Annotated in this window: 24 protein-coding genes; 12 read left to right on the forward strand and 12 right to left on the reverse strand. The window is 56.5% G+C overall.

The window, feature by feature from the left end; translation table 11 throughout:
- Window positions 1-17: 17 nt before the first annotated feature.
- The 3 genes from degS to zapG all read right to left on the reverse strand — a co-directional run bounded on the left by degS (window position 18) and on the right by zapG (window position 3,102).
- On the reverse strand, window positions 18-1,076 hold the full coding sequence (gene degS / locus LGL98_RS02465) for an outer membrane-stress sensor serine endopeptidase DegS (RefSeq protein ID WP_136031044.1): 1,059 nt from the start codon (window positions 1,074-1,076) through the stop codon (window positions 18-20).
- Window positions 1,077-1,162: 86 nt separating this feature from the next.
- Window positions 1,163-2,530, reverse strand: a complete 1,368-nt coding sequence (degQ, locus tag LGL98_RS02470) for a serine endoprotease DegQ (protein ID WP_136031045.1) — start codon at window positions 2,528-2,530, stop codon at window positions 1,163-1,165.
- Between the two features lie 173 nt (window positions 2,531-2,703).
- Window positions 2,704-3,102: a Z-ring associated protein ZapG gene (zapG, locus tag LGL98_RS02475; RefSeq protein WP_002918565.1), complete on the reverse strand. Its 399-nt coding sequence runs from the start codon at window positions 3,100-3,102 to the stop codon at window positions 2,704-2,706.
- A 190-nt stretch (window positions 3,103-3,292) separates the two neighbouring features.
- Here zapG and zapE point away from each other — a divergent pair, with 190 nt between their 5' ends.
- The 7 genes from zapE to LGL98_RS02510 all read left to right on the forward strand — a co-directional run bounded on the left by zapE (window position 3,293) and on the right by LGL98_RS02510 (window position 7,802).
- Window positions 3,293-4,423 carry a cell division protein ZapE gene (gene zapE / locus LGL98_RS02480; RefSeq protein ID WP_136031047.1) on the forward strand — a complete coding sequence of 377 codons (1,131 nt, stop codon included), beginning with the start codon at window positions 3,293-3,295 and terminating at the stop codon, window positions 4,421-4,423.
- Window positions 4,424-4,689: 266 nt separating this feature from the next.
- Window positions 4,690-5,118: a 50S ribosomal protein L13 gene (gene rplM, locus LGL98_RS02485; RefSeq protein ID WP_002918559.1), complete on the forward strand. Its 429-nt coding sequence runs from the start codon at window positions 4,690-4,692 to the stop codon at window positions 5,116-5,118.
- Window positions 5,119-5,133: 15 nt separating this feature from the next.
- Window positions 5,134-5,526 (forward strand): 30S ribosomal protein S9, encoded by a 393-nt coding sequence (gene rpsI / locus LGL98_RS02490; protein WP_000829818.1) that lies wholly within the window; start codon window positions 5,134-5,136, stop codon window positions 5,524-5,526.
- Between the two features lie 57 nt (window positions 5,527-5,583).
- Window positions 5,584-5,868 (forward strand): hypothetical protein, encoded by a 285-nt coding sequence (locus tag LGL98_RS02495; RefSeq protein ID WP_136031049.1) that lies wholly within the window; start codon window positions 5,584-5,586, stop codon window positions 5,866-5,868.
- The gene (sspA, locus tag LGL98_RS02500; RefSeq protein WP_002918467.1) at window positions 5,838-6,476 is read left to right on the forward strand and encodes a stringent starvation protein SspA; all 639 of its coding nucleotides are present in this window, start codon (window positions 5,838-5,840) and stop codon (window positions 6,474-6,476) included. The genes LGL98_RS02495 and sspA overlap by 31 nt, the downstream gene beginning before the upstream one ends.
- 3 nt (window positions 6,477-6,479) lie before the next feature.
- Entirely contained in the window at window positions 6,480-6,974 is a 495-nt protein-coding gene (sspB, locus tag LGL98_RS02505) for a ClpXP protease specificity-enhancing factor (RefSeq protein ID WP_025713344.1), read from the forward strand.
- Window positions 6,975-7,097: 123 nt separating this feature from the next.
- Window positions 7,098-7,802, forward strand: a complete 705-nt coding sequence (locus LGL98_RS02510) for an N-acetylmannosamine-6-phosphate 2-epimerase (RefSeq protein ID WP_136031051.1) — start codon at window positions 7,098-7,100, stop codon at window positions 7,800-7,802.
- Between the two features lie 55 nt (window positions 7,803-7,857).
- On the opposite strand, the gene gltD is transcribed toward LGL98_RS02510, so the two are convergent.
- Entirely contained in the window at window positions 7,858-9,276 is a 1,419-nt protein-coding gene (gene gltD, locus LGL98_RS02515; protein WP_136031053.1) for a glutamate synthase subunit GltD, read from the reverse strand.
- 9 nt (window positions 9,277-9,285) lie between these two features.
- On the reverse strand, window positions 9,286-13,746 hold the full coding sequence (gltB, locus tag LGL98_RS02520) for a glutamate synthase large subunit (RefSeq protein WP_136031055.1): 4,461 nt from the start codon (window positions 13,744-13,746) through the stop codon (window positions 9,286-9,288).
- Window positions 13,747-14,419: 673 nt separating this feature from the next.
- Here gltB and mnmL point away from each other — a divergent pair.
- On the forward strand, window positions 14,420-15,355 hold the full coding sequence (gene mnmL, locus LGL98_RS02525; protein WP_136031056.1) for a tRNA modification radical SAM protein MnmL/YtqA: 936 nt from the start codon (window positions 14,420-14,422) through the stop codon (window positions 15,353-15,355).
- Between the two features lie 46 nt (window positions 15,356-15,401).
- On the opposite strand, the gene LGL98_RS02530 is transcribed toward mnmL, so the two are convergent.
- On the reverse strand, window positions 15,402-16,685 hold the full coding sequence (locus LGL98_RS02530) for an MFS transporter (protein WP_136031058.1): 1,284 nt from the start codon (window positions 16,683-16,685) through the stop codon (window positions 15,402-15,404).
- A gap of 86 nt (window positions 16,686-16,771) precedes the next feature.
- Window positions 16,772-17,788 carry a Zn-dependent oxidoreductase gene (locus LGL98_RS02535; RefSeq protein WP_136031060.1) on the reverse strand — a complete coding sequence of 339 codons (1,017 nt, stop codon included), beginning with the start codon at window positions 17,786-17,788 and terminating at the stop codon, window positions 16,772-16,774.
- Between the two features lie 297 nt (window positions 17,789-18,085).
- On the opposite strand from LGL98_RS02535, the gene uxuA reads away from it, so the two are divergent.
- The 4 genes from uxuA to mtgA all read left to right on the forward strand — a co-directional run bounded on the left by uxuA (window position 18,086) and on the right by mtgA (window position 23,247).
- Window positions 18,086-19,150, forward strand: coding sequence for a mannonate dehydratase (uxuA, locus tag LGL98_RS02540; RefSeq protein WP_136031063.1), 1,065 nt, complete (start codon window positions 18,086-18,088; stop codon window positions 19,148-19,150).
- A gap of 148 nt (window positions 19,151-19,298) precedes the next feature.
- Window positions 19,299-21,638, forward strand: a complete 2,340-nt coding sequence (arcB, locus tag LGL98_RS02545; protein ID WP_136031065.1) for an aerobic respiration two-component sensor histidine kinase ArcB — start codon at window positions 19,299-19,301, stop codon at window positions 21,636-21,638.
- Window positions 21,639-21,871: 233 nt separating this feature from the next.
- The gene (elbB, locus tag LGL98_RS02550; protein WP_136031067.1) at window positions 21,872-22,525 is read left to right on the forward strand and encodes an isoprenoid biosynthesis glyoxalase ElbB; all 654 of its coding nucleotides are present in this window, start codon (window positions 21,872-21,874) and stop codon (window positions 22,523-22,525) included.
- The gene (gene mtgA, locus LGL98_RS02555; RefSeq protein ID WP_136031069.1) at window positions 22,522-23,247 is read left to right on the forward strand and encodes a monofunctional biosynthetic peptidoglycan transglycosylase; all 726 of its coding nucleotides are present in this window, start codon (window positions 22,522-22,524) and stop codon (window positions 23,245-23,247) included. Before elbB ends, mtgA begins: the two co-directional genes overlap by 4 nt.
- Before the next feature lie 63 nt (window positions 23,248-23,310).
- Here the strand turns inward: mtgA and npr are convergent, their stop codons facing one another.
- The 5 genes from npr to rpoN all read right to left on the reverse strand — a co-directional run bounded on the left by npr (window position 23,311) and on the right by rpoN (window position 26,782).
- Window positions 23,311-23,583 (reverse strand): PTS phosphocarrier protein NPr, encoded by a 273-nt coding sequence (gene npr / locus LGL98_RS02560; protein ID WP_002918431.1) that lies wholly within the window; start codon window positions 23,581-23,583, stop codon window positions 23,311-23,313.
- On the reverse strand, window positions 23,580-24,434 hold the full coding sequence (rapZ, locus tag LGL98_RS02565; RefSeq protein WP_002918428.1) for an RNase adapter RapZ: 855 nt from the start codon (window positions 24,432-24,434) through the stop codon (window positions 23,580-23,582). The genes npr and rapZ overlap by 4 nt, the downstream gene beginning before the upstream one ends.
- A 45-nt stretch (window positions 24,435-24,479) precedes the next feature.
- Window positions 24,480-24,968, reverse strand: a complete 489-nt coding sequence (gene ptsN / locus LGL98_RS02570) for a PTS IIA-like nitrogen regulatory protein PtsN (RefSeq protein ID WP_004144926.1) — start codon at window positions 24,966-24,968, stop codon at window positions 24,480-24,482.
- Between the two features lie 70 nt (window positions 24,969-25,038).
- Entirely contained in the window at window positions 25,039-25,326 is a 288-nt protein-coding gene (gene hpf / locus LGL98_RS02575) for a ribosome hibernation promoting factor (protein ID WP_004206206.1), read from the reverse strand.
- Between the two features lie 22 nt (window positions 25,327-25,348).
- Window positions 25,349-26,782, reverse strand: coding sequence for an RNA polymerase factor sigma-54 (gene rpoN / locus LGL98_RS02580; RefSeq protein WP_136031072.1), 1,434 nt, complete (start codon window positions 26,780-26,782; stop codon window positions 25,349-25,351).
- Window positions 26,783-26,820 lie beyond the last annotated feature (38 nt).

The following is a 26,820-nucleotide window of genomic DNA, read 5'->3' on the forward strand; positions in this document are numbered from 1 at the left end:
CCCAAACGGGGAGCCGTTTAGTTGGTGGCTGGGTATTCCTGGACGGCGATATGGAGCGTGATTTTCTTATCATCACGCATGATGACCACCGGAATTTCCGAACCCGGGCGGATCTCGGCCACCTGATCCATCGTCTCCAGCGCCGAGACGGCGGGTTTGTCATTCACGGAGATGATCACGTCATTGGCGCGGATCCCCGCTTGCGCAGCGGGCCCATCAGGCGCCACATCGTTAACTACGATCCCCTGGATCTGATCGATCCCACCGCCCTGCGCGTGCAGCGGGGCGATCTCCCGACCGCTAATGCCGATATAGCCACGGATCACCCGGCCATCACGGATCAGCTTATCCATAATTTTGGTTGCTAACTGGAACGGGATCGCAAAGCCAATGCCTTCCGGCGTTTCGCCGTCATTGCTCTTATCAAAGGAGAGGGTGTTAATCCCCATCAGCTCGCCGAGGGAGTTCACCAGCGCCCCGCCGGAGTTACCGTGGTTGATCGAGGCGTCAGTCTGCAGGAAGTTCTGGCGACCGGTTGGGTTGAGGCCAATACGCCCTGTGGCGCTGATGATCCCCTGAGTGATGGTCTGCCCCAGGTTATAAGGGTTGCCTATCGCTAGCACCACATCGCCAATATGCGGCGTGCGTTTCGGGTTAATCGGGATCACCGGCAGCCCGCCGGTAGCATTGATCTTGAGCACGGCGAGATCGGTGAGGGAATCGGATCCGACCAGCAGCGCTTCGAAGACGCGGCCGTCCTGCAGGGCGACGATAATCTGATCGGCATCGTTGATAACATGCTTGTTGGTCAGGATATAGCCGCGCTGATCCATGATCACCCCGGAGCCCAGTGTCAGCTGATTATGACTGGTGCTGTTCAGGGCGCGGTTATAGACGTTCACCACGGCGGGCGCCGCGCGGCGTACGGCAGCGTTATAGCTTGCCGGGGTATCGTCTGCCGTATCGTTCTGGGTGGGCGGCGCTAGCTGCCACTGGCGCAGCGAGGGCATCAGGGCCAGCAGCAAACCCCCAACAATCAAACCGATGAGTACTGAACGTAATAACTTTCCAGGCATGATGCAGATATCGTTAATGAATGGTCAGGCGCAGCATAGCATGAGTTGTCCGGACATCGCACATGGCGGCGATGTCCGGGGCGAAATCAGCGCAGCAGCAGGTAAATGCTTTCGTTACCACGGATCACGTTCAGGGCGATAACCGGCGGTTTGCCTTCGAGCACTTTGCGCAGTTCGGCAATCGAGTGAATACGCTCCCGGTTAAGACCAATAATAATGTCATCCTTATGCAAGCCGACCTGGGCCGCGGCGCTGCCTTTATCGACATTATCGATCACCACCCCTTTGGTGCCATCCTTCATCTGACCGTCGCTGAACGAGGCGCCCTGCAGAGCCGGGATAATCAGTTCCGCGCTGGCGGTGGAGGAGGTGCTCTTATCCAGGGTCACTTCGACATCGACCGGCTTTCCGTCGCGCAGCAATCCCAGTTTGACCTTGGTACCCGGCTCGGTGGTGGCGATGCGCGAACGCAGTTCGGCGAAACTATTCAGCGGTTTGCCGTTCAGACTCACGATGACGTCGCCGGATTTAATCCCCGCTTTGGCGGAACCGGAGTTTGGCAGGACTTCACTGACGAAGGCGCCGCGCTGAACGTCAAGGTTCATCGCCTTGGCGATATCGGCGCTCATTTCCATGCCTTTAATGCCCAGCAGGCCGCGCTTGATTTCGCCAAACTGAATGAGCTGGTCGGCGAGGGTTTTCGCCATGTTGCTTGGAATGGCGAAGCCGATGCCGATGCTACCGCCGCCCGGCGCCAGGATCGCGGTGTTGATCCCGATAAGCTCGCCGTTGAGGTTCAACAGCGCGCCGCCGGAGTTACCGCGGTTAATCGAGGCATCGGTCTGGATGAAATTCTCCAGCCCTTCCAGGTTCAGGCCGCTGCGGCCAAGGGCAGAGATAATGCCGGAGGTGGCGGTCTGGCCAAGGCCGAACGGGTTGCCGACGGCGACGGCGAAGTCGCCGACGCGGAGTTTATCGGAGTCAGCAATGGCGATTTGCGTCAGGTTCGCTGGCTTAATCAGCTGCAGCAGAGCGATATCGCTCTGTTCATCGCTGCCGACCAGTTTGGCATCAAATTCACGGCCATCGTTCAGCTGGACGCTGATCTTCTGCGCCTGATTAATGACGTGGTTATTGGTCAGCACGTAGCCTTTCGCCGCGTCGATAATGACGCCGGAGCCGAGCCCTTCAAACGGCTGCGCCTGCTCCTGCGGGGCGTTATCACCAAAATATTTCTTCAGCTCTTCCGGCATATTGAGCGTCGGCGAGGCAGTGCCTTCCACCTGCACGCTGACCACCGCCGGCAGGACCTTTTCCAGCATCGGCGCCAGGCTCGGTAACGCGCCCTGGCCGGGCACCTGAGTCGGTAAGGATGCTGCTGCCGGAGGCAGGACCGACAACGATAACCCAATGCTTAACGCTAACGCACTCAACAGCAAAGTCTGTTTCTTCATTAGATGCTGGCTCTCGTAACCTGAGGTGTATGGAAAAACGTCCTGAATAACCTGATGTTATTGAATTTTTGCACAGGTAACAACGTGGGGACTGGTTTAAATTGTAGCCGGGAAGTGGGGGAAGGAGCGGGCGCGACGGGCGCGCCCGGAGAATATTTTAATCGCAGCGAGGCTTAATCGCGTTTTGCGCCTCCGCGCAGTAAACCGGATGCGCCCTCGGAGTAGTCGCGCGGCATCTGGACCGGCGCCTGATCGTTGCTGGCTTCAGACTCTTCCAGACGGTTGCGGAACGGGTTGGCGTCTGCCATCGAGTCCGGCAGCAGGTTGTTAGAGCTTTTCGCCATATGCTGATATAGCTGACGATAGTCGTGCGCCATGTTATCCAGCAGTTCGGCGCTACGCGCAAAGTGGCTCACCAGCTCTTCACGGTACTCTTCAAGCTCGGCTTTATTCTTTTCCAGTTCGTACTGCAGCGCCTGCTGTTGGCGCAGTTTGCGGTTGCCGAAACGCATGGCGACGGCACCAATGATGATACCGACGACTAACCCAATTAGCGCGTATTCCCAGGTCATGAACATCTCCCGTTGTATTGTGGTTCCGTAGGGTGGCTCTTAGGCTCTCCGCCTGCGCCCGATAGTGCCACTATAACCGCTAATTCCACAGAAGTGGAATCCTGGCGTATCATCGCGTAGTGTAGAACGGCCTTTTTTTCGTCAATCGTGAGCTTCGGCATTACGGTTTTCAAGGAATAACAATTAGATCATGCAAAGCCTGTCTCCAACATCGCGTTACCTTTTAGCCCTGAAAGAGGGCAGCCATCAACCCGACGACGTCCAGCAAGAAGCGGTGAGCCGCCTTGATACCATTTACCAGGAACTGCAGACTCAGCCCGCGCCCGGCGCGTCAGGCGGCGGTTTGCGCGCGAAATTCGGCAAACTGCTGGGTAAGCGCGAGCCGGCTGCCGGGACGGCACCTGTCCGCGGCCTGTATATGTGGGGCGGCGTGGGGCGGGGCAAAACCTGGCTGATGGACCTGTTTTACCAGAGCCTGCCGGGCGAGCGTAAACAGCGCCTGCATTTCCATCGTTTCATGCTGCGCGTACACGAAGAGCTGACCACCCTGCAGGGACATAGCGACCCGCTGGAGATCGTCGCCGACCGCTTTAAAGCGGAAACCGACGTGCTCTGTTTTGATGAGTTTTTCGTCTCCGATATTACCGACGCCATGCTGTTGGGCGGGCTGATGAAAGCCCTGTTCGCCCGCGGCATCACCCTGGTGGCGACCTCCAATATTCCGCCGGATGAACTCTATCGCAATGGCCTGCAGCGGGCCCGTTTTCTGCCGGCGATCGACGCCATCAAGCAGCATTGCGATATTATGAACGTTGATGCCGGCATCGATTATCGTCTGCGTACGCTGACGCAGGCGCACCTGTGGCTGTCGCCGCTGAACAGCGAAACCTGCGAACAGATGGATAAACTGTGGCTGGCGCTGGCCGGCGCGCCGCGCGCCGCTGCCGGGCCGACGCTGGAGATCAATCACCGCGAGCTGCCCACCCTCGGCGTAGAAAACCAGACGCTGGCGGCGTCATTCGCCACGCTATGCGTGGATGCGCGCAGCCAGCATGACTATATCGCGCTCTCCCGCCTGTTCCATACGGTGATGCTGTTCGACGTGCCGGTGATGACCGCGCAGCTGGAAAGCGAAGCCCGGCGCTTTATCGCCCTGGTGGATGAGTTCTATGAGCGGCATGTCAAACTGGTGGTCAGCGCGGCGGTACCGCTGTACGACATTTACCAGGGCGAGCGGCTGAAGTTTGAGTTTCAGCGCTGTCTGTCGCGTCTGCAGGAGATGCAGAGCGAAGAGTACCTCAAACGCCCGCATATGCCCTGACAGGGCACTTTTTCCCGGCGGATTCAGGGCCGCAACGCCGCCCCGGGCGCGGCCTGAAAAATCTCATAAAGGGGTCGATCTTTGACCCCGACTTCTCTATAATCTTGCGACCCCACGTTACGAGAAGGTTTTTTTCCCGAAACTTTCTATGCGCCGGCATAGGCTATTCGAAGGGGTAGGTTTGCTGGACAATGTCGTGTGAACCTCAACTGACTAAACGTTTGGGTGTTCACCAACGTGTAACTTATTATTTGGGTAAGCTTTTAATGAAAACTTTTACAGCTAAACCAGAAACCGTAAAACGCGACTGGTATGTTGTTGACGCGACCGGTAAAACTCTGGGCCGTCTGGCTACTGAACTGGCTCGTCGCCTGCGCGGTAAGCACAAAGCGGAATACACTCCGCACGTTGATACCGGTGATTACATCATCGTTCTGAACGCAGAAAAAGTTGCTGTAACCGGCAACAAGCGCGAAGACAAAATGTACTACCACCACACCGGCCACATCGGTGGTATCAAAGAAGCGACCTTTGAAGAGATGATTGCCCGCCGTCCTGAGCGTGTGATTGAAATCGCGGTTAAAGGCATGCTGCCAAAAGGCCCGCTGGGTCGTGCTATGTACCGTAAACTGAAAGTTTACGCGGGTAACGAGCACAACCACGCGGCACAGCAACCGCAAGTTCTTGACATCTAATCGGGATTATAGGCAATGGCTGAAAATCAATACTACGGCACTGGTCGCCGCAAAAGTTCCGCAGCTCGCGTTTTCATCAAACCGGGCAACGGCAAAATCGTTATCAACCAGCGTTCTCTGGAACAGTACTTCGGTCGTGAAACTGCCCGCATGGTAGTTCGTCAGCCGCTGGAACTGGTCGACATGGTTGAGAAACTGGATCTGTACATCACTGTTAAAGGTGGTGGTATCTCTGGTCAGGCTGGTGCGATCCGTCACGGTATCACCCGCGCTCTGATGGAGTACGACGAGTCCCTGCGTTCCGAACTGCGTAAAGCTGGCTTCGTTACTCGTGACGCTCGTCAGGTTGAACGTAAGAAAGTCGGTCTGCGTAAAGCACGTCGTCGTCCGCAGTTCTCCAAGCGTTAATTGTCTTCTGCTCACGCAGAACAATTTGCGAAAAAACCCGCTTCGGCGGGTTTTTTTATGGATAAAACGGCTGTTATCCACAAGCATAGCGCCGGTTCTTGCCACTTTTTCAGCATTTCCAGAATCCCCTCACCACAACGTCTTCAAAATCTGGTAAACTATCATCCAATTTTCTGCCCAAATGCTGGTGATTGTTCATTTTTTGTTTTTTTCGTGAACGAAGGTGACATCGCGCTAATGGGGTTTTTACATCTGGCTGGCCATGAGTGGCTGGCAGCAGTACAAAATTCTGAATATACCTGGAGGTTTTCATGGCTGTCGCTGCCAACAAACGTTCGGTAATGACGCTGTTTTCTGGTCCTACTGACATCTATAGCCATCAGGTCCGCATTGTGCTGGCCGAGAAGGGTGTCAGTTTTGAGATAGAGCACGTGGAGAAGGACAACCCGCCTCAGGATCTGATTGACCTCAACCCGAATCAAAGCGTACCGACGCTGGTGGATCGTGAGCTCACTCTGTGGGAATCCCGCATCATTATGGAGTATCTGGATGAGCGTTTCCCGCACCCGCCGTTAATGCCGGTTTATCCGGTGGCGCGTGGTGAAAGCCGCCTGTATATGCAACGTATCGAGAAGGACTGGTATTCGCTGATGAACACCATCCAGAGCGGTACTGCAGCGCAAGCTGATGCTGCGCGTAAGCAGCTGCGTGAAGAACTGCTGGCCATCGCGCCGGTCTTCACCCAGAAACCTTACTTCCTGAGCGATGAGTTCAGCCTGGTAGACTGCTACCTGGCGCCGCTGCTGTGGCGTCTGCCGGTTCTCGGTGTGGAACTGGTTGGCGCAGGTGCGAAAGAGCTCAAAGGCTATATGACTCGCGTATTTGAGCGTGATTCCTTCCTCGCTTCTTTAACTGAAGCCGAGCGTGAAATGCGCCTCGGTCGGGGCTAACTAATGGATGTATCACAGCTGACGCCGCGTCGCCCGTATCTGTTACGGGCGTTTTATGACTGGCTGCTGGATAACCAGCTGACGCCGCACCTGGTGGTGGATGTCACGCTGCCGGGCGTGCTCGTGCCAATGGAGTACGCGCGCGACGGGCAAATCGTTCTCAACATTGCCCCGCGTGCGGTCGGTAATCTCGAGTTGGCGAACGACGAAGTGCGCTTCAACGCGCGTTTTGGCGGCGTGCCGCGCAATGTGTCTGTCCCGCTGGCTGCGGTACTCGCCATCTATGCTCGTGAGAACGGCGCCGGTACGATGTTTGAACCGGAAGCGGCCTATGACGAAGATGTCAGCAGCCTCAACGATGATGATGTCGCGCCTGAGAGCGAAAACGAAACGGTGATGTCGGTGATTGATGGCGATAAGCCGGATAATCACGACGACGATCCTGACGACACGCCGCCGCCGCGCGGTGGTCGCCCGGCGCTGCGTGTGGTGAAGTAAATCCTTTCTCTGACAGGCCCTGCGGGGCCTGTTTTTTTACCTGTCAGCTTTGTTAACCCCGCCACACATCGCACGTCCTGCGGCTGATACTGTTACGCTAAACGTATCGTTCAGGGAGCAGGAATGTCTTTATTGGCACAACTAAATTCGCGTATACACCTTCATGGTGGGTTAATCGTTTCCTGCCAGCCGGTACCGGGCAGTCCGCTGGATAACCCCGCTATCGTCGCGGCAATGGCGCTGGCGGCCGAACAGGCGGGAGCGGTAGCGCTGCGCATCGAAGGCCAGGCCAACCTGCAGGCCGTTCGCCCGTTAGTGACGGTACCCGTTATTGGGTTGATCAAACGCGATCTGCCCGATAGCCCGGTGCGTATTACTCCATGGCTGGAAGATATCGACGCGCTGGCGCAGGGCGGTGCGGATATTATTGCTATTGACGGCACCCAGCGTCAGCGTCCGGCGTCAGTGTCGGCGCTATTAGCAGAAATTCATCAGCAGGGAAAAGTGGCGATGGCCGATTGCTCATCTCTCGACGACGCTCTCGGGTGCTGGCAGTTGGGGGCTGAGATTGTCGGCACGACTCTCTCAGGCTATACCGCAGAGGAGACACCGGTTGAGCCGGACCTGGCGCTGGTGCAAAGCCTGAGCGCCGTGGGCTGCAGAGTGATCGCCGAGGGGCGCTATAATACGCCTGCCCAGGCGGCGGAGGCGATGCGCTGCGGCGCCTGGGCGGTGACCGTCGGCTCGGCGATCACCCGCTTAGAGCATATCTGCGGCTGGTATAATTCGGCGCTGAAAGCAGCAGTTTGCCCGGCGAATGAGCAATAAAAAAGCCCGATGGCGTTAACCATCGGGCTTTTATGCGCAGAGGCTCCGGGCCTAATTACACTTCAAGGTAGTTAAGGATCCCGTCTGCCGCTTTCCGGCCTTCGGCAATCGCTGTCACCACAAGATCGGAACCGCGAACGATGTCGCCACCGGCGAAGATTTTCGGGTTGCTGGTCTGGAAGGCATTATCGCTGCCTTCCGGCGCGATAATACGGCCCTGAGAATCCAGCTCGACGCTATGCTTCGCCAGCCACTCCATGCTGTGCGGACGGAAGCCAAACGCCATGACTACGGCGTCTGCCGGCACCACGTGCTCAGAGCCGGGGACGATCTCCGCGCGACGGCGGCCTTTCGCATCCGGCTGGCCCATCTCGGTGCGCGCCATCTTCACGCCGCACACTTTGCCGTTGGCATTCACTTCCACACCCAGCGGTTGGACGTTGAACTGGAACTCAACGCCTTCTTCGCGCGCGTTTTTCACTTCGCGTTTTGAGCCTGGCATGTTCTCTTCGTCACGACGATAGGCGCAGATCACGTGCGCCGCATTCTGACGGACGGAAGTGCGTACACAGTCCATCGCGGTGTCGCCACCGCCGAGTACGACCACGCGTTTGCCTTCCATGCTGACATAGGGCTCATCGGCGGTTTCACCAAAGCCCATGATCTGCTTAGTGTTGGCGATCAGGAACGGCAGCGCGTCGTAGACGCCCGGGGCGTCTTCGTTGTCCAGACCACCGCGCATCGACTGATAGGTCCCGACGCCGAGGAACACGGCATCGTACTCTTTCAGCAGGTCGTCGAGCTGCACGTCGCGGCCCACTTCGGTATTGAGTTTGAACTCAATGCCCATGCCGGTGAAGATCTCCCGGCGGCGGGTCATCACCTCTTTTTCCAGCTTGAACGCCGGAATACCGAAGGTCAGCAGGCCGCCGATTTCCGGATGGCGGTCAAACACCACCGCCTTGACGCCGTTGCGGGTCAGCACGTCGGCACAGGCGAGGCCCGCCGGGCCTGCACCGATGATCGCGACGGTTTTACCGGTCGGTTTCACGCCGGAGAGATCCGGACGCCAGCCCATCTCGAATGCCTTATCGTTGATATAGCGTTCGATGTTGCCGATGGTCACCGCGCCGAACTCATCGTTCAGCGTACAGGAGCCTTCACACAGGCGGTCCTGTGGGCAGACGCGCCCGCAGACTTCCGGCAGGGTGTTGGTCTGGTGCGACAGCTCAGCTGCCTCAAAAATACGTCCCTCGTTGGCCAGCTTCAGCCAGTTCGGGATGTAGTTATGCACCGGGCACTTCCATTCGCAGTACGGGTTGCCGCAGGAGAGGCAGCGATCTGCCTGCGCCTTGGCCTGGCCTTCTGAAAACGGCTCGTAAATTTCCACAAATTCAATTTTACGGATCTTCAGCGGTTTCTTTGGCGGATCAACGCGCTGCAGGTCGATAAATTGATAAACGTTCTGACTCATCTTAACCCCTTACTGCGCCTGCACCCGCAGCTCAGCTGCGGAACGACTACGGTGACCCAACAGTGCCTTAACATCGCTGGACTTCGGTTTAACCAGCGCAAACTTCGCGGAGAAGGCCGGCCAGTTGGCGAGGATCTCTTCGCCACGTTGCGAACCGGTAAGCTGCACGTGCTCGGTGATTAAACCGCGCAGGTGCTCTTCATGGATGGCCAGAGAGTCAACGTCCAGCACTTCCACCAGCTCCGGGTTCACGCGTTTGCGGAAGTCGCCATCTTCATCCAGGACATAGGCAAAGCCGCCAGTCATCCCTGCGCCAAAGTTGACGCCGGTTTTTCCGAGCACGCAGACGATGCCGCCGGTCATATATTCACAGCCGTTGTCACCGATGCCTTCCACCACGGTGATGGCGCCGGAGTTACGTACGGCGAAACGCTCACCCGCGCGGCCTGCGGCGTACAGACGACCACCGGTCGCGCCGTACAGGCAGGTGTTGCCGATAATGCTGGCTTCGTGGCTGCGGAACGCAGAGCCCACCGGCGGACGAATGGCCAGCAGACCACCCGCCATGCCTTTCCCGACGTAGTCGTTGGCGTCGCCCGTCAGATGCAGTTCCACCCCGCCGGCGTTCCACACGCCGAAGCTCTGCCCCGCGGTACCGCTAAAGTGAGCGACGATCGGGTCGCCCGCCAGTCCCTGGTCGCCATGAGTCTGGGCGATATACCCGGACAGCGAGGCCCCCACGGAGCGATCGGTGTTGCGGATATCAAACCAGAACGTCTTGCTCTGCTTTTCATCCACATACGGTTTCGCCTGCTGCAGCAGCTGGGCGTTGAGCACGCCGTTATCGAACGGCGGGTTATTTTCGGTGCAGTACAGCGCTTTGCCCGGATGCGGCTCTGCGGTTTCCAGCAGTTTACCCAGATCCAGTTTCTGCTGTTTGGCAGTAAACCCATCCAGCTCTTTGAGCAGATCGGTGCGGCCAATGAGATCCACCAGACGCTTGACGCCCAGCTGCGCCATCAGCTCACGGGTTTCACGGGCGATAAATTCAAAGTAGTTGGTCACTTTGAAAGGCAGACCGTGATAGTGGTTTTTACGCAGTTTGTCATCCTGGGTCGCCACGCCGGTAGCGCAGTTGTTCAGGTGGCAAATACGCAGGTATTTACAGCCCAGCGCGACCATCGGGCCGGTTCCGAAACCGAAGCTCTCCGCGCCGAGGATCGCCGCTTTGATGATATCAAGACCGGTTTTCAGGCCGCCATCCACCTGCAGACGGATCTTATGACGCAGACCGTTAGCGACCAGCGCCTGCTGGGTTTCCACCAGGCCAAGCTCCCACGGACAGCCGGCATATTTCACCGACGAGAGCGGGCTCGCCCCGGTGCCGCCGTCGTAGCCGGCGATGGTGATCAGATCGGCATAGGCTTTGGCCACGCCGGTGGCGATGGTGCCAACGCCCGGTTCAGAAACCAGTTTGACCGAAATCATCGCTTTCGGGTTGACCTGCTTGAGGTCGAAAATCAGCTGCGCCAAATCCTCGATAGAGTAGATATCGTGGTGCGGCGGCGGGGAGATCAGCGTGACGCCCGGTACCGAATAGCGCAGTTTGGCGATGTACGGGGTGACTTTATCGCCCGGCAGCTGGCCACCTTCACCCGGTTTCGCCCCCTGGGCGACTTTGATCTGGATGACGTCGGCATTGACCAGGTAGGCTGGCGTGACGCCGAAGCGGCCGGATGCCACCTGCTTGATGCGCGACACTTTATTGGTGCCGTAGCGCGCCGGGTCTTCACCGCCTTCACCGGAGTTGGAGAAACCGCCGATGCTGTTCATCGCTTCCGCCAGCGACTCGTGCGCTTCCGGGCTCAGGGCGCCGATCGACATCGCCGCGGTATCGAAGCGTTTGAACAGCTCTTTCGCCGGCTCTACGTCGTCGATGCTGATGGCGTCTTCGCCTGGGTTGAGCGCCAGCAGGTCGCGCAGCGTGGCCGCTGGACGTTCGTTAACCAGTTTCGCGTATTGTTGATAATCGCTGTATTCGCCGCTCTGCACAGCCTGCTGCAGGGTGCGCACCACGTCCGGGTTGTAGGCGTGATATTCCCCGCCGTGCACGTACTTCAGCAGACCGCCCTGGGCCAGTGGCTTACGCGCCAGCCAGGCACGTTTCGACAGATTCAGCAGATCCTGCTGGAAATCGTCGAAGCCGGCGCCGCCGATGCGGCTGACCACGCCCTGGAAGCAGAGATCGGAAACCTCGCGATGCAGGCCGACCGCTTCGAACAGCTTCGAGCAGCGGTAGGAGGCGATGGTCGAGATCCCCATCTTGGACATGATCTTATACAAGCCTTTGTTGATACCGTTGCGATAGTTCAGCATCACCGCACGGTAGGCTTTATCGATAGCTTTGCTGTCGACCAGCTTCGCCAGTGTTTCGTAGGCGAGGTATGGATAGATAGCCGTTGCACCGAAGCCCAGCAGCACGGCAAAGTGGTGCGGATCGCGGGCGCTGGCGGTTTCAACGATGATGTTGGCATCGCAGCGCAGACTTTTATCGACCAGACGGGTCTGGATCGCGCCAACGGCCATCGGCGCCGGTACCGGCAGACGGTCTTTGGCGATGTTGCGGTCAGAGAGCACCAGCAGCACGGTGCCGTCGCGCACCATTTGCTCCGCTTTATCGCACAGCGCTTTCACCGTCTCGCTGAGGGAGGCCTCTGCCGGGTTGAAAGTGATGTCGAGGACGTCGGCGCGGTAGTGCTCTTCTTCCATCGTCGTCAGCTGTTTGAAATCGGAGTACAGCAGGATCGGCGATTTGAAGCTCAGGCGATGGGCCTGGCCTTCCGCTTCGCAGAAGACATTCATTTCGCGACCGATGCTGGTGGCCAGCGACATGACGTGCGCTTCACGCAGCGGATCGATAGGCGGGTTCGTCACCTGGGCGAACTGCTGACGGAAGTAATCGTAGATAATGCGCGGCTGGCTGGAGAGCACGGCGAAAGGCGTGTCATCGCCCATCGAACCGACCGCTTCCTGGCCATTTTCGCCGAGCACGCGCAGGACGGAGTCCAGCTCTTCCGCGCTGTAGTTAAACTGTTTCTGGTAGCTGGCGAGCGTGTCGTCATCCAGCTGGCGGCTGCCAACCTCTTCGTCCGGCAGATCTTCGAACGGCACCAGGCGACGAACGTTTTTCTCCATCCACTCTTTATACGGGTGGCGGCTCTTCAGATCGTCATCGGTTTCCGCCGAGTGCAGAATGCGTCCGGCACGGGTATCGATAACCATCAGCTCGCCTGGGCCCACGCGGCCTTTCTCGACCACTTCGTCCGGCTGGTAGTCCCAGATACCGACTTCAGAGGCGCAGGTGATGAGCTTATCTTTGGTAATGACGTAGCGCGCCGGGCGCAGGCCATTACGGTCGAGGTTACAGGCCGCGTAGCGGCCATCGGACATGACGATGCCCGCCGGGCCGTCCCACGGCTCCATATGCATGGAGTTAAAGTCGAAGAACGAACGCAGCTCCGGATCCATATCCGGGTTGTTCTGCCAGGCTGGCGGCACCAGCAGACGCATGGCGCGCACGATGTCCATCCCGCCGGCCAGCAGCAGCTCCAGCATGTTGTCCATTGAACTGGAGTCGGAGCCGGTTTCGTTAACGAACGGCGCGGCGTCGTGCAGGTCCGGGATCAGCGGGGTCTGGAACTTATAGGTACGGGCGCGAGCCCACTGGCGGTTGCCGGTAATGGTGTTAATTTCACCGTTGTGCGCCAGGTAGCGGAACGGCTGCGCCAGCGGCCAGCGCGGCACGGTGTTAGTGGAGAAGCGCTGGTGGAACAGACAGATAGCCGATTCCAGGCGCAGGTCCGCGAGGTCCAGGTAGAAGCGCGGCAAATCCGCCGGCATACACAGACCTTTATAGATGTTGACCAGGTTGGACAGGCTACAAACGTAGAAATCTTTGTCGTCCTGCAGGCGTTTTTCAATGCGGCGACGCGCAATAAACAGACGGCGTTCCATATCGCGCGGGCGCCAGCCAGCCGGGGCGTTAACAAAGATTTGCTCAATACGGGGCAGCGAGGAGAGGGCGATTTCACCGAGCACGCCTTCGTTGGTCGGCACATCGCGCCAGCCAACAATCGACAGGGTCTCAAGCTGAAGTTCTTCTTCAACGATGCGGCGCGCCGCTTTCGCCAGCTCAGGATCTTTATTCAGGAACAGCATCCCAACGGCGTAGTTTTTGGCTAAACGCCAGCCGCGCTCTTCAGCAACGATACGGAAGAAACGATCGGGTTTTTGCAGCAGCAGACCGCAACCGTCGCCGGTTTTACCATCGGCAAGGATTGCGCCACGGTGCTGCATGCGGGCCAGTGCGTGTATCGCGGTTCGCACTACCTTGTGGCTAGGTTCGCCTTCTATGTGGGCGATCAGGCCGAAACCACAGTTATCCCTCTCAAGGGATTTGTCGTACAACATATCAGTGAACCTCCCCAGGCTCTACGGACACCCTCCGATACCGATTGCGCACAGGCACAGAAAGAGCATGGCGACGGGGTTTGCACCTCGCATTCGCCCTCTTTAAATCCTTTTCGCATCGGTACACAAGTTTGAGGACTTGCTGTTAAGAGGGAATCTCAATTACTGCATAAATATGATGAGCAGAGTGCTCATCCAGAAAGCTTCCAGCGGATTCCCAACTTATCGGGAATCCACACTTACGTCAAATGGCAATCTTATTAATACAAAAATGTGCTATACAAGCATTAACTTTTTGTTTTTAAAATAAATAATGCCAATTTTTATGCTCTGAATACGCCTGCTGGGGGGAAGGCTAGTGTGATCTGTCTCACTGTGCACGCGGCTTTGTATTACCAATATGCACTGAAATACATTTTATTATTAGCATAATTGACTGCCATATTTTTAACTGGTGGATATTAATACCGTTTTTTACCAGAAAGTAGATTGGGGCTATGCGAAGATGAAATATAAGGAAAACTCATTACCTGGTGGTTGAATGAAATTGCAGTAATCATGATTGTTTATGCAATAGGGCTGGCCGCCGCGCTGACGATTGATCCAGGTCATCGCCGTCGGTGACGAAAAGTGGCAGGCTTGGCCCCCTTTGTTGAGGCCGGTCTATCAGATTATGCAGTTACAGAAATTAGTCAATATGTTTGGTGGGGATCTTATGCGTCGCTATGGCGAAAAGGTCCATAAGCTAACGCTGCACGGCGGTTTTAGCTGCCCAAACCGCGACGGCACGCTGGGCCGCGGCGGCTGCACTTTCTGTAATGTGGCTTCCTTTGCCGATGAGGCGCAGCAGCATCGCACCATCGCCGAACAGCTCGCTCATCAGGCGCAGCTCGTCAACCGGGCGAAGCGCTATCTGGCCTATTTTCAGGCCTACACCAGCACCTTCGCTGAAGTGCAGGTGCTCCGTTCAATGTATCGTCAGGCCGTCAGTGCCGCAAATATCGTTGGCCTGTGCGTCGGCACCCGCCCGGACTGCGTGCCGGAAGCCGTCCTTGACCTGCTGAGTGAATACCATCGGCAGGGATATGAGGTGTGGCTGGAGCTGGGGCTGCAAACTGCCCATGATAAAACCCTGCATCGCATTAACCGTGGACATGATTTCGCCTGTTATCAGCGAACCGCGCGCCTGGCGCGAGAGCGGGGGCTGAAAGTCTGTGCGCATCTTATCGTCGGCCTGCCCGGAGAAACCCAGGGGCATTGCCTGGAGACGCTGGAGCGGGTGGTGGCAACCGGCGTGGATGGCATCAAGCTGCATCCACTGCACATTGTAAAAGGCAGTATTATGGCAAAGGCGTGGCAGGCCGGGCGTCTCGATGGCATTGAGCTGGAGGCGTATACCGTTACCGCCGGGGAGATGATCCGCCATACGCCGCCGGAGGTGATCTACCACCGTATTTCAGCCAGCGCCCGTCGACCTACGCTGCTGGCGCCGCTGTGGTGTGAAAATCGCTGGACCGGAATGGTTGAACTGGATCGTTATCTGAATGAGCAGGGCGCTCAGGGCTCGGCGCTTGGCCGCAGCTGGGTCGCTCCCCTGGTTGAGAAGTAGGAGTATGCGATGTCCGGGATAATGCCGGACATCGCTCTCCTGCCATTTATGCCTGGCTGGCTTTCATCGTCATACGCGGGGTTTTGATTACGAACAGTACCAGCAGAGCGCCGAGCGCGGCGATAGTGCCGGCGAGGACAAAGGCGCTGTCGAATTTACCGGTAGACTGCACGATATAGCCGGTAACAATCGGCCCCACGATGCCGGAGACGCTACCGATAAGATGGATAAAGCCGCTGGCACCGCCCACGCGGGATTTATGCACCACGTCCTGGATAATCGCCCAGTAGATCGCCCCGGTCACATAGAGGAAAAAGATGGAGACCGACATCAGCAGTACAGCAGGCACGACGCTGCTGACGGTACCCGCGAGCCCCACGCAGATAGCGGCCATAAACAGACATACCACCAGTACAATTTTGCGCGACAGCAGCAAGCGGCCGGTAATTTTAAAAATTTTATCGGAGATATAGCCCCCAAGCGCCAGACCGACAAAGCCGACTATCCATGGGATCATGGTGGTAAGGCTCATTTGTTTAATATCCAGATGGTGCTGCTGTACCAGATAGGACGGGAACCAGCTGAGAAAGAAAAATAGAATATAGTTGTAGCAGAAGAACGCAAATGCCGTCACCAGAATAATAGGCTGTTTCAGATAATAACCCAGCGAGTGAGCCGTTTGATTTTCTGTTGTTTCCAGCGCGACCTCTTCTTCCTTCATTTTATTAATCAGCTTGAGTTCTTCCTGGCTGACTTTTTTGTGCTTTTCGGGCGAATTAGCGGCAATAAAAAACCACGCTATCATCCAGACAATACCGATAGCGAAAATAATCATAAACGCTGGACGCCAGCCGAATGCCAGAGCCAGGTAACCCACGATAGGGCCGGCGACTGCGCCGCCCAGCGGAGAGCCAGCGCTGAGGAAGCCGACGGCGGTAGCCGCTTGCTTTTTAGGAAACCAGCCGTTGATCATTTTGTTCGCCGACGCGCAAATCGGGCCTTCCGCCATACCGAAAAGCACCCGCAGCACTAGCATGGAATAAAAACCGGTGGCAACCGCAGTTAAGCCGCAAAATAGCGACCACAGACCGACCGCCAGGCCCATCACCAGCGTTGCGCCAAACTTATCCACGGCCAGACCGCCAATAAAATTAAAGACCGCGTAGCCGAAGAAAAAGCTACCGAAAATCATGCCAAATTGTTCAGCGTTGAGGGCAAGGTCCTTTTCAATCATCGGGACCGTAATGGATAATGCCACCCTGTCCAGATAATTAATCATATATACTAAAAATAATAACAGGACGATAATCCAGCGAATATTTTTTCCCATGATAACACCATGCTCAGTATATTATTTATTTCAGGCACAACGGACAAAAGTATATCCGTTGGCCGTTATTTAAAAATGATGGCGGTTTAACCTAACTGCAGCAGCACCTTGCAGCAGGTTTTCCGATCGTTGGCAAATATCTCCATGGCCTCTTTCACCTGTTCCAGCGGCATACAGTGGGTGATTAACGCATCAGGGTGGATAAGACCTCTCTCCATCCAGTCAATCACCAGTGGAAAACGCCCGCTGTTCAGCCGTGAGGAGAAAATGGAAATTTCTTTACTGGTGATACTTTGCTGGGTGAGGGTCGAGGCCTCGCCGGAGAAGCCGAGTATACCGATGCGTGCGGCGGGGGAGGCGAGCAGGATAGCTTCCTGCAGGATCGCCGGATGGCAGGCGGCATCAATGACCAGCGTCGGGGCTAGCTGCCGCTGCGCCAGCTGTTCCGCGAGCGGCAGGTCAGTGTTATCGAGCGTCAGATCGGCGCCGTTTTCCCGGGCCATCTGCAGACGTTCGGCAATGCGATCCACGACGATCACTTGCTTAACGCCATATACCCCCTTCAGCGCCTGAATGATCGTCAGCCCCATCGGGCCAGCGCCGTACACCAGGGCAATATCCTGCGCCGTGGGCTGCAGCTGGGCGGTAATATTTGCCGCGATGGTAAAAGGCTCAACCATCGTTGCCTGACGATCGGTGATTGCCTCGGGGATGCGCCAGGCGTTTTTCGCTGGCACGCAGGCGTAGTCGCTAAATCCCCCGTCGCGGTGAACCCCGATGACCTGGAGCTGCGTACAGACATTCGGCCTTCCTACCGAGCAAGGATAACAATGGCCGCAACTGACAACGGGGTCCACCGCGACACGCTCGCCGATGCGTGCCGAAGAGACCTGCTCACCTACGGCGTCGATGATGCCATAGAATTCATGGCCGATGACGCGGGGATATTTCGCGAAAGGGTTATGGCCGTGATAGATGTGTACATCGGAACCACAGATCCCGGCAAAAGCAATTTTCACCCGTACTTCATGGGCACCCGGAACCGGAACTGGACGAGATTCAATGTTCAGTTGGCCTGGCTCTTTGACGACGACGCTTCTCATTTTGATTCCTTCCATTGTCTTTTTTCTGAACAAATTACGCTATTTTTATTACCATACAAGTATGCAAAAAATCATAATCAGGCCTGGATCACATTTGAGAAAGCTCGGCAGAAAAAGCCATGGCATGATTAATCTATTGAAATGAATTGAAAAAAATTATGAATATGTCCTGAAGAGCCCGCGCGGTAAATCGGGCAGCAGGAATGTGATCGCTATCACGACAGTTAAAACGCATTTGATTATGATTACTGGTATGGTAGTAGGGTATAAATACAAATTTTAAAGCAGGTGATAACGATGCAGATGACAATGCGCTGGTTTGGGCCAGAAGAAGATAAGGTTTCATTAGAACATATTCGCCAGGTGCCTGGTGTTGAGGGGGTGGTCGGCGCACTCTACGACGTCGCGGTGGGTGAGGTATGGCCGGTGGATAAAATTGAGCGTCTGGTCGGCCAGGCGCATGCCGCAGGCCTGAAAATGGAAGTCATTGAGAGCGTCAACATCCATGATGACATCAAAATCGGCCTACCCACCCGTGAGCGCTATATTGCCAACTACCAGCAGACCATCCGCAACCTTGCCCGCTTTGGCGTTAAAGTCATCTGCTATAACTTCATGCCGGTTTTCGACTGGATGAAGACGGATATGAACTACGTCCTGCCGGATGGTTCGTTGACGATGGCTTTTGAGAAGAAAGATATCGATAAGCGGCTGGAAGACGTGGTGAAGGAGGTGCTGGAAAACTCAAACGGCTTCGCCTTGCCGGGCTGGGAGCCGGAACGGCTGGCGGAGGTGCAGACCCTGTTTGCCAAATATAGCGCGGTAGATGACGAAAAGCTGCGGGAGAACCTGGTCTATTTTCTGCAGGCGGTTATCCCGGTTTGCGAAGAGGTCGGGGTGAAAATGGCGATCCACCCGGACGATCCGCCGTACTCCATTTTTGGCCTGCCGCGGGTGGTAAAAAACCGCGACGATCTGGACTGGCTCTGCCGGGCCGTCGATTCGCCCGCCAATGGCATCACGCTCTGCACCGGCTCGATTGCCGAAGATCCAGATAATGACGTATACGCTATCCTGGCCGAATTTACCCGGCGTAAGCGCATTCATTTTGCCCACGTCCGCAATATTAAGCTGATACAGGATAAAGATTTTTACGAGTGCGCCCATCCGTCAGAATACGGTTCTCTGGATATGTACAAAGTGATGCAAGCGCTGTATGACAACGGGTTCGACGGCTATATTCGCCCGGATCATGGCCGCTTCATTTGGGGCGAGACCGGACGGCCGGGCTATGGCTTATACGACCGCGCCCTCGGCGTGACCTACCTGAAAGGACTCTGGGAGGCATTAAGCAAGCGTTAATCCCTTTCCTGATCCCCCTCTTTTTTGCGGCTGGTTCGCCTCGGCAACCAGCCGTCGCACCGTGTCCTTCCCGCATTTTTTGCACAACTTACAGCGCATTGCTCAGAATTGAGTATTATTGTGCGGAGTTGTCGTGAAGGAATCCCTTATGAAGCAAATTCGTATGCTGGCGCAGTATTATGTCGACCTGATGATGAAGCTGGGTCTGGTCCGCTTTTCGATGCTGTTGGCTCTTGCGCTGGTGGTGTTGGCCATCGTGGTACAGATGGCGGTTACCATGGTGCTGCATGGCCAGGTGGAAAGCATCGACGTTATCCGCTCTATCTTCTTTGGCCTGCTGATCACGCCTTGGGCGGTCTATTTTCTCTCAGTAGTGGTGGAACAGCTTGAAGAGTCCCGCCAGCGTCTTTCGCGGCTGGTGGATAAGCTGGAGGAGATGCGCGAACGCGATCTGAAGCTGAACGTACAGCTGAAAGATAACATCGCGCAGTTGAATCAGGAGATTAGTGAACGTGAAAAGGCGGAAGCCGAGCGTGAGACCACCCTTGAGCAGTTGAAGATCGAGATGAAAGAGCGTGAAGAGACGCAGATCCAGCTCGAACAGCAATCCTCCTTTCTGCGCTCCTTCCTTGATGCCTCCCCGGACCTGGTGTTCTACCGCAATGAGGATAAGGAGTTTTCAGGCTGTAACCGGGCGATGGAGCTGTTGACCGGCAAAAGTGAGAAACAGCTGATCCACCTCAAACCGCAGGACGTCTATAACGAAGAGGCGGCGGAAAAGGTGCTGGAGACCGACGAGAAGGTATTCCGCCACAATGTATCGCTGACCTATGAGCAGTGGCTGGACTATCCCGATGGCCGCAAAGCGTGCTTTGAAATCCGCAAGGTCCCCTACTACGATCGCGTCGGTAAGCGTCGCGGCCTGATGGGCTTCGGCCGCGATATCACCGAACGTAAACGCTATCAGGACGCTCTTGAGCGCGCCAGCCGGGATAAAACCACCTTTATTTCCACCATCAGTCATGAGCTGCGTACCCCGCTAAACGGGATCGTCGGGCTGAGCCGTATTTTGCTGGATACCGAACTGACCAGTGAGCAGGAAAAATACCTGAAAACTATCCATGTCTCGGCGGTGACGCTGGGGAATATCTTCAATGATATTATTGATATGGACAAAATGGAGCGCCGCAAGGTTCAGCTCGATAACCAGCCGGTGGACTTCACCAGCTTCCTTGCCGACCTTGAAAACCTATCTGGCCTGCAGGCCCAACAGAAGGGACTACGTTTCGTACTGGAGCCCTCGTTACCGCTACCGCATAAAGTGATCACCGACGGTACGCGTCTGCGGCAGATCCTGTGGAATCTTATCAGCAACGCCGTGAAGTTTACCCCTCAGGGCGGCGGGGTGAACGTCCGCGTGCGCTATGACGAAGGCGATATCCTGCACTTCGAAGTGGAAGACTCCGGAATTGGTATTCCTGAAGCGGAACAGGACAAAATTTTCGCCATGTATTACCAGGTCAAAGACAGCCACGGCGGCAAACCGGCCACCGGCACCGGGATTGGTCTCGCCGTCTCGCGTCGTCTGGCGCGTAATATGGGCGGCGATATCAGCGTTACCAGCCAGCCGGGCAAAGGGGCGACCTTTACGCTTACCGTCCATGCGCCTGCCATTGCGGAAGAAGTGGAAGATACGCTGGCGGAAGACGACATGCCATTACCGGCGCTCAACGTGCTGCTGGTGGAAGACATTGAGCTCAACGTTATTGTGGCCCGTTCAGTGCTGGAAAAACTGGGTAACAGCGTTGATGTGGCGATGACCGGGAAAGCCGCGCTGGAGATGTTCGAGCCAGGCGAATATGACCTTGTGCTGTTGGATATTCAGCTACCGGACATGACCGGCCTGGATATTTCCCGTGAACTGAAACAGCGCTTTGCCGCTGACGAGCTACCGCCACTGGTGGCCCTGACCGCCAACGTGCTGAAGAATAAGAAAGAGTACCTCGACGCCGGGATGGACGATGTGCTGAGCAAGCCGCTATCGGTGCCTGCGCTGACGGCCATGATCAAAAAATTCTGGGATGCGCCGGATGAGGAGACGCAGGACGCGCCGGCGACCGATCGGCATAAAGCCGATGCGGTGCTGGATACCGATATGCTGGAGCAATACATCGAGCTGGTCGGGCCGAAGCTTATCAACGATGGTCTCGCGGTGTTTGAGAAGATGATGCCGGGTTATATGTCGGTTCTGGAGTCTAATTTAACCGCCCGCGACCAAAAAGGAATCGTCGAAGAGGGCCATAAAATCAAGGGCGCGGCAGGTTCTATCGGACTGCGCCACATCCAGCAGCTGGGCCAGCAGATCCAGACTCCGGATCTGCCTGCCTGGTCTGATAATGTCGCTGAATGGGTTGAAGAGATGAAATCCGAGTGGCAAAACGATGTAGCGGTGCTGAAGGCGTGGGTGGCGAAAGCCAGCAAAAAATGACCCCGGACAGACCGGGGTGCGCGAATACTGCGCCAACACCAGGGAACTGGTGGTTGAGCCAGTGTTGTTTGAGTGATGTTGTTACGTGGCGCAACCGAAGAAGTGGATTGCTCGCTCATTAAGATAGCAAAGCTTAACTAATTTGTTACATGAATCAGTAAAATATGTGAAGCATAGCGAGTTAATCGACATTTTTGACTGGTTTCAGCGAGTTGCATGGAGGAGCGAAAGCGATGAAAAAAATTGGTGTGGTACTGAGCGGCTGCGGCGTGTACGACGGCAGTGAAATCCATGAGGCAGTTATTACCCTGCTGGCGATCGCGCGTAACGGCGCGCAGGCAGTATGCTTTGCGCCCGATAAACCGCAGCGCGACGTCATCAACCATCTGACGGGTGAGCCGCTGATGGAACAGCGCAACGTGCTGATTGAAGCGGCGCGTATCGCCCGCGGTGACATCCTGCCGCTGGCGCAGGCGCGTGCGGAGACGCTGGACGCGCTGATCGTCCCTGGCGGCTTCGGCGCGGCGAAAAATTTAAGTAGCTTCGCCGCCGAAGGCAGCGAATGCCTGGTGGATCCCGAGCTGCGGGACCTGGCGCTGGCGATGCATCAGGCCGGCAAGCCGCTGGGCTTTATGTGCATTGCCCCAGCGATGCTGCCGAAAATCTTTGCGTTTCCGCTGCGGATAACCATTGGGACCGATCTTGATACCGCCGATGTGGTGGAAGAAATGGGGGCAGAGCACGTGCCTTGCCCGGTCGATGACATCGTGGTGGATGAAGACAACAAAGTGGTCACCACGCCGGCGTATATGCTGGCGGAGGACATTGCGCAAGCCGCCAGCGGAATTGAGAAGCTGGTGGCCCGCGTGCTGGCGCTGAGCGCATGAGGCTCCGCGTTGCGCCCCTTGCGCTGTTAAAACGTTTGGTGCTGCGCCTGCTACTGATCGCCGCTGTCTTCTGGGGCGGGGGTATTGCGTTGTTTAGCGTGCTGCCGGTACCGTTTTCGGCGGTGATGCTTGAGCGGCAGGTGAGCGCCTGGCTGTCCGGCGATTTCCATTATCTGGCGCATTCCGACTGGGTCGCCATGGATAAGATCTCTCCGTGGATGGGGCTGGCGGTGATGGCGGCCGAAGATCAGAAGTTCCCGGAACACTGGGGATTTGACGTATCGGCGATAGAGAAAGCGCTGGCGCACAATGAACGTCACGAGACGCGGATTCGCGGCGCGTCAACGCTGTCGCAGCAGACGGCAAAGAACCTGTTTTTATGGGATGGCCGTAGCTGGCTGCGCAAGGGGCTGGAGGCCGGGCTGACCATCGGCATAGAAACCGTGTGGAGTAAAAAGCGGATCCTGACCGTCTACCTGAATATTGCCGAGTTCGGCGATGGAATATTTGGTGTGGAAGCGGCCGCCCAGCGCTATTTTCATAAACCTGCCAGCCAGTTGACGCCGGGTGAAGCGGCGCTGCTGGCCGCGGTGCTGCCAAACCCGATCCGCTATCGCGCCGATGCGCCCTCGGGCTATGTGCGCAGCCGCCAGGCCTGGATCCTGCGCCAGATGCGACAGCTGGGAGGGGAAGGGTTCATGCGCGAGCATAAGCTCTATTAACGGGTTAATCCGGCGCCGGGGCTGGTACAGTCTCCAGTCGTCCGTCGCCGGGAAGCGTCACGTTTAGTCTTCGTCAAAGCCAGCGTTAAACAGGGCAATCACCGCGGCGAGGGCTTCCACTTCCTGCGGACCGCTGGCCTCCACCTCTATCTGTCGCCCTTTCGCCGAGTCCAGCATCAGCAGGGCAATCACGCTGTTTGCCTCCGCCTCGGTTCCTTCATCGTTGCGCAGCAGTACTTCGGCATCGAAATTCTGCATCAGCTCAAACAGCTTCATCGCCGGGCGGGCGTGCATGCCCAGCTTATTGGTGATCTCAACGGTCTGCTTTACGGTCATGATTTACGTTTTTCCAGCGTCCGATGACGAGACTGCACGTTCTTGCCGCGCGAGCGGAAGTAGTCAGCCAGTTGTTCAGCAATATAAACCGAACGATGTTTACCGCCGGTGCAGCCAATGGCCACCGTCAGATAGCTGCGATTGTTGGTCTCCAGCATCGGTAACCATAGCTCAAGATAGCTCCGGGTCTGGTAGATAAAGTTGTGCACTTCGGTATGCCGGTCGAGGAAGGCGGCTACAGGTTTATCCAGACCGGTCATCGGGCGCAGTTTCGGATCCCAGTGCGGGTTGGGCAGGAAGCGCACGTCAAAGACGTAATCGGCATCGATCGGGATACCGTGCTTAAAGCCGAAGGATTCGAAGACCATCGTCAATTCACGCTCGCGTTTGCCTAACAGGCGAGTACGCAGCATCTCGGCCAGTTCATGCACCGACATTTCGGACGTATCGACGATCAGATCGGCGCGGGAGCGCAGGGGCTCCAGCAGATCGCTCTCTTCGTCGATGGCGCTTTCCAGCGACAGATTCTTGCTCGACAGCGGATGCAGACGACGGGTGTCGCTGTATCGGCGAATCAGGGTATTGCGGTCGGCATCGAGAAACAGCAGCTGCGGCGAAAAGCATTCCGGCAGATTCTGCATCGCCTGCTCGAAGATCTCCGGTGATTCCGGCATGTTACGCACGTCGATGCTGACGGCCGCGGAGATATTGCGGTCAGCCAGCGACCGCGCCAGGTCTGGCAACAGCACGACCGGCAGGTTATCCACGCAGTAAAAGCCCATATCTTCCAGCGCTCGCAGAGCGACGGATTTCCCCGAGCCCGAGCGGCCGCTGACGATCATCAGTACCATGTACCGTTTCTCCTCAGTACGATAAAGGATAAGGTGCGACTGCCGTTATGCGTCATCGCTGCTTCCTGCTTCGGTGATGATCTCATACAACTCTTCATCGCTCTGCGCCGCGCGCAGGCGACGGCAAATCGCTTTGTCCGCCAGCCGTTTGGCCACCAGGGAGAGCGTATGCAGATGAGTCTTTGTCTGGTCGGCCGGCACCAGCAGCGCGAACAGCAGATCAACAGGCTGATTGTCGATCGCGTCGAAGGCGATGGGGGTTTCCAACTGGACAAAAACACCGACAGCACGCAGCGTATCCTCTTCCAGTTTACCGTGAGGAATGGCGATACCATTGCCGATCCCGGTACTGCCCATTTTTTCACGGGTGAGGATCGCTTCGAACACCACCTGCGGCGGCAAACTTAACTGTTTGGCGGCCAGTTCGCTAATGATTTCCAGAGCACGCTTCTTGCTCTGGCAGTGAACCTGGCTACGGGTACATTCCTGGTTCAGGACGTTGCTCAGTTGTAGAGCCGAATCGTTGTTCATCATAATTTCACCTGAGCGCCCCCGCGCCCGCCGCCGATGGTACCTAGCAGCGGACGCAGAGGGGCCCGGACAATTAGTGTTGTTTTAGTTTATCTTTGTGCTTCGTTAACTGTCTTGCCAGCTTATCAATAAGACCATCGACAGCTGCATACATATCCTGCCCTTCCGCACTGGCATGGATTTCGCCACCGTTGACATGCAGATTCGCGTCCGCAATTTGCGTCACTTTCTCTACTTTTAACACAATATAGACCTGATTGATCCGGTCGAAAAATTGCTCCAGCTTGCTGAACTTCGCTGTAACGAAGTCGCGCATGGCGGGAGTGATCTCGACGTTGTGTCCTGTAATGTTGAGCTGCATAGTGTCTTCCTTATCGGTTGTGTCAGACCAGTTGTTTACGCTGGTTTGACGGCGGGATGGATAAAGACTCTCTGTACTTTGCGACAGTGCGGCGCGCCACCATGATACCCTGCTCGGACAGCATGGAAGTGAGCTTGCTGTCGCTCAACGGCTTCGCGGGGTTTTCCGCGGCGATTAACTTCTTCACCAGCGCACGAATGGCCGTCGACGAGGCTTCGCCGCCGCCTTCGGTATTCACATGGCTGGAAAAGAAATACTTCAGTTCAAAAATACCGCGCGGACTGTGCAGATATTTTTGCGTGGTCACACGGGAAATCGTCGATTCATGCATCTCGACGGCCTGGGCGATATCGGCCAGCACCATCGGCTTCATATACTCTTCACCCTGCTCGAAAAAAGCCTGCTGTTGTTCAACGATGCAGCGGCTGACGCGCAGCAGGGTATCGTTGCGGCTTTCCAGACTTTTAATCAGCCAGCGGGCTTCCTGCAGATTGCTACGAATGAACTGGCCGTCGGCGTCATTGCGGGCGTTGTTGCCCATGGCTGCATACTGTTGATTAATTTTCAGCCGGGGAATGCTGTCGGCGTTGAGCTCCACGGTCCAGCGGCCGCTGACCTTGCGCACCAGCACATCCGGGATGACATATTCCGGTTCGCTGGTCTGAATGGACTGGCCAGGACGCGGATCCAGGGACTGGATCAGGTTCACCGCCTCTTTCAGCACCTCTTCTTTCAGGCGCGTCACCCGCATCAGGGTGCGGAAATCATGGTTTGCCAGCAGATCGAGATGATCGCTGATAATCAGCCGAGCCTCTTCCAGCCACGGCGTCTCTTTGGCGAATTGCGACAGCTGGATCAGCAGGCAGTCGCGCAGATCTTTTGCCGCGACGCCAACCGGATCAAAACGCTGGATGCGCTTCAGGACCGCTTCCACCTCTTCCAGGCCGATCTCGTCATCGCCGATGCTGTCGACGATATCTTCAATCTGAACGGTGAGGTAGCCCGTATCGTCGACGGCGTCGACGATGGAGGTGGCAATTGCGCGGTCGGTGTCGGTGAAAGGCGTCAGCTCAACCTGCCACATCAGGTAATCCTGAAGCGTCTGGGTGGTTTCACCTTGATAGACAGGTAGTTCGTCGTCCTGATAGTCGACGCCGTTACCCGACGGCGTGCCGGCGGTATAGATCTCATCCCAACTGGCATCGAGGGGCAGCTCGTCGGGCATCTCTTTTTGCTCAAGCGCATCGACGGTATCGAGGGACTCGCGGTCCTCCACCTCTTTTGCCTCTACCTCGTCGTGAAGATCGGTTTGCTCAAGCAACGGGTTACTTTCCAGCGCTTGCTGGAGCTCTTGCTGGAGTTCTAACGTGGACAACTGCAGCAAACGAATCGCCTGCTGCAGCTGCGGCGTCATGGCAAGCTGTTGGCTAAGCCTTAATTGCAAACCTTGCTTCATGTTCAGGGTAAATATCTCCGGCTAAAACGTCTGTAACC

Source organism: Klebsiella africana (assembly GCF_020526085.1).
GTDB classification, from domain to species: Bacteria; Pseudomonadota; Gammaproteobacteria; order Enterobacterales; family Enterobacteriaceae; genus Klebsiella; species Klebsiella africana.

What these genes read in the sequence shown, in the direction of transcription:
- mnmL (WP_136031056.1), top strand. Translation starts at nt 14,420, where the DNA reads ATGCAGTTACAGAAATTAGTCAATATGTTTGGTGGGGATCTTATGCGT.
- npr (WP_002918431.1), bottom strand. Translation starts at nt 23,583, where the DNA reads ATGACCGTAAAGCAGACCGTTGAGATCACCAATAAGCTGGGCATGCAC.
- rpoN (WP_136031072.1), bottom strand. Translation starts at nt 26,782, where the DNA reads ATGAAGCAAGGTTTGCAATTAAGGCTTAGCCAACAGCTTGCCATGACG.
- LGL98_RS02495 (WP_136031049.1), top strand. Translation starts at nt 5,584, where the DNA reads ATGGATAAAACGGCTGTTATCCACAAGCATAGCGCCGGTTCTTGCCAC.
- sspA (WP_002918467.1), top strand. Translation starts at nt 5,838, where the DNA reads ATGGCTGTCGCTGCCAACAAACGTTCGGTAATGACGCTGTTTTCTGGT.
- hpf (WP_004206206.1), bottom strand. Translation starts at nt 25,326, where the DNA reads ATGCAGCTCAACATTACAGGACACAACGTCGAGATCACTCCCGCCATG.
- rpsI (WP_000829818.1), top strand. Translation starts at nt 5,134, where the DNA reads ATGGCTGAAAATCAATACTACGGCACTGGTCGCCGCAAAAGTTCCGCA.
- LGL98_RS02535 (WP_136031060.1), bottom strand. Translation starts at nt 17,788, where the DNA reads ATGAGAAGCGTCGTCGTCAAAGAGCCAGGCCAACTGAACATTGAATCT.
- elbB (WP_136031067.1), top strand. Translation starts at nt 21,872, where the DNA reads ATGAAAAAAATTGGTGTGGTACTGAGCGGCTGCGGCGTGTACGACGGC.
- rplM (WP_002918559.1), top strand. Translation starts at nt 4,690, where the DNA reads ATGAAAACTTTTACAGCTAAACCAGAAACCGTAAAACGCGACTGGTAT.
- sspB (WP_025713344.1), top strand. Translation starts at nt 6,480, where the DNA reads ATGGATGTATCACAGCTGACGCCGCGTCGCCCGTATCTGTTACGGGCG.
- zapG (WP_002918565.1), bottom strand. Translation starts at nt 3,102, where the DNA reads ATGACCTGGGAATACGCGCTAATTGGGTTAGTCGTCGGTATCATCATT.
- LGL98_RS02510 (WP_136031051.1), top strand. Translation starts at nt 7,098, where the DNA reads ATGTCTTTATTGGCACAACTAAATTCGCGTATACACCTTCATGGTGGG.
- mtgA (WP_136031069.1), top strand. Translation starts at nt 22,522, where the DNA reads ATGAGGCTCCGCGTTGCGCCCCTTGCGCTGTTAAAACGTTTGGTGCTG.
- uxuA (WP_136031063.1), top strand. Translation starts at nt 18,086, where the DNA reads ATGCAGATGACAATGCGCTGGTTTGGGCCAGAAGAAGATAAGGTTTCA.
- LGL98_RS02530 (WP_136031058.1), bottom strand. Translation starts at nt 16,685, where the DNA reads ATGGGAAAAAATATTCGCTGGATTATCGTCCTGTTATTATTTTTAGTA.
- gltD (WP_136031053.1), bottom strand. Translation starts at nt 9,276, where the DNA reads ATGAGTCAGAACGTTTATCAATTTATCGACCTGCAGCGCGTTGATCCG.
- zapE (WP_136031047.1), top strand. Translation starts at nt 3,293, where the DNA reads ATGCAAAGCCTGTCTCCAACATCGCGTTACCTTTTAGCCCTGAAAGAG.
- degQ (WP_136031045.1), bottom strand. Translation starts at nt 2,530, where the DNA reads ATGAAGAAACAGACTTTGCTGTTGAGTGCGTTAGCGTTAAGCATTGGG.
- degS (WP_136031044.1), bottom strand. Translation starts at nt 1,076, where the DNA reads ATGCCTGGAAAGTTATTACGTTCAGTACTCATCGGTTTGATTGTTGGG.
- arcB (WP_136031065.1), top strand. Translation starts at nt 19,299, where the DNA reads ATGAAGCAAATTCGTATGCTGGCGCAGTATTATGTCGACCTGATGATG.
- rapZ (WP_002918428.1), bottom strand. Translation starts at nt 24,434, where the DNA reads ATGGTACTGATGATCGTCAGCGGCCGCTCGGGCTCGGGGAAATCCGTC.
- ptsN (WP_004144926.1), bottom strand. Translation starts at nt 24,968, where the DNA reads ATGATGAACAACGATTCGGCTCTACAACTGAGCAACGTCCTGAACCAG.
- gltB (WP_136031055.1), bottom strand. Translation starts at nt 13,746, where the DNA reads ATGTTGTACGACAAATCCCTTGAGAGGGATAACTGTGGTTTCGGCCTG.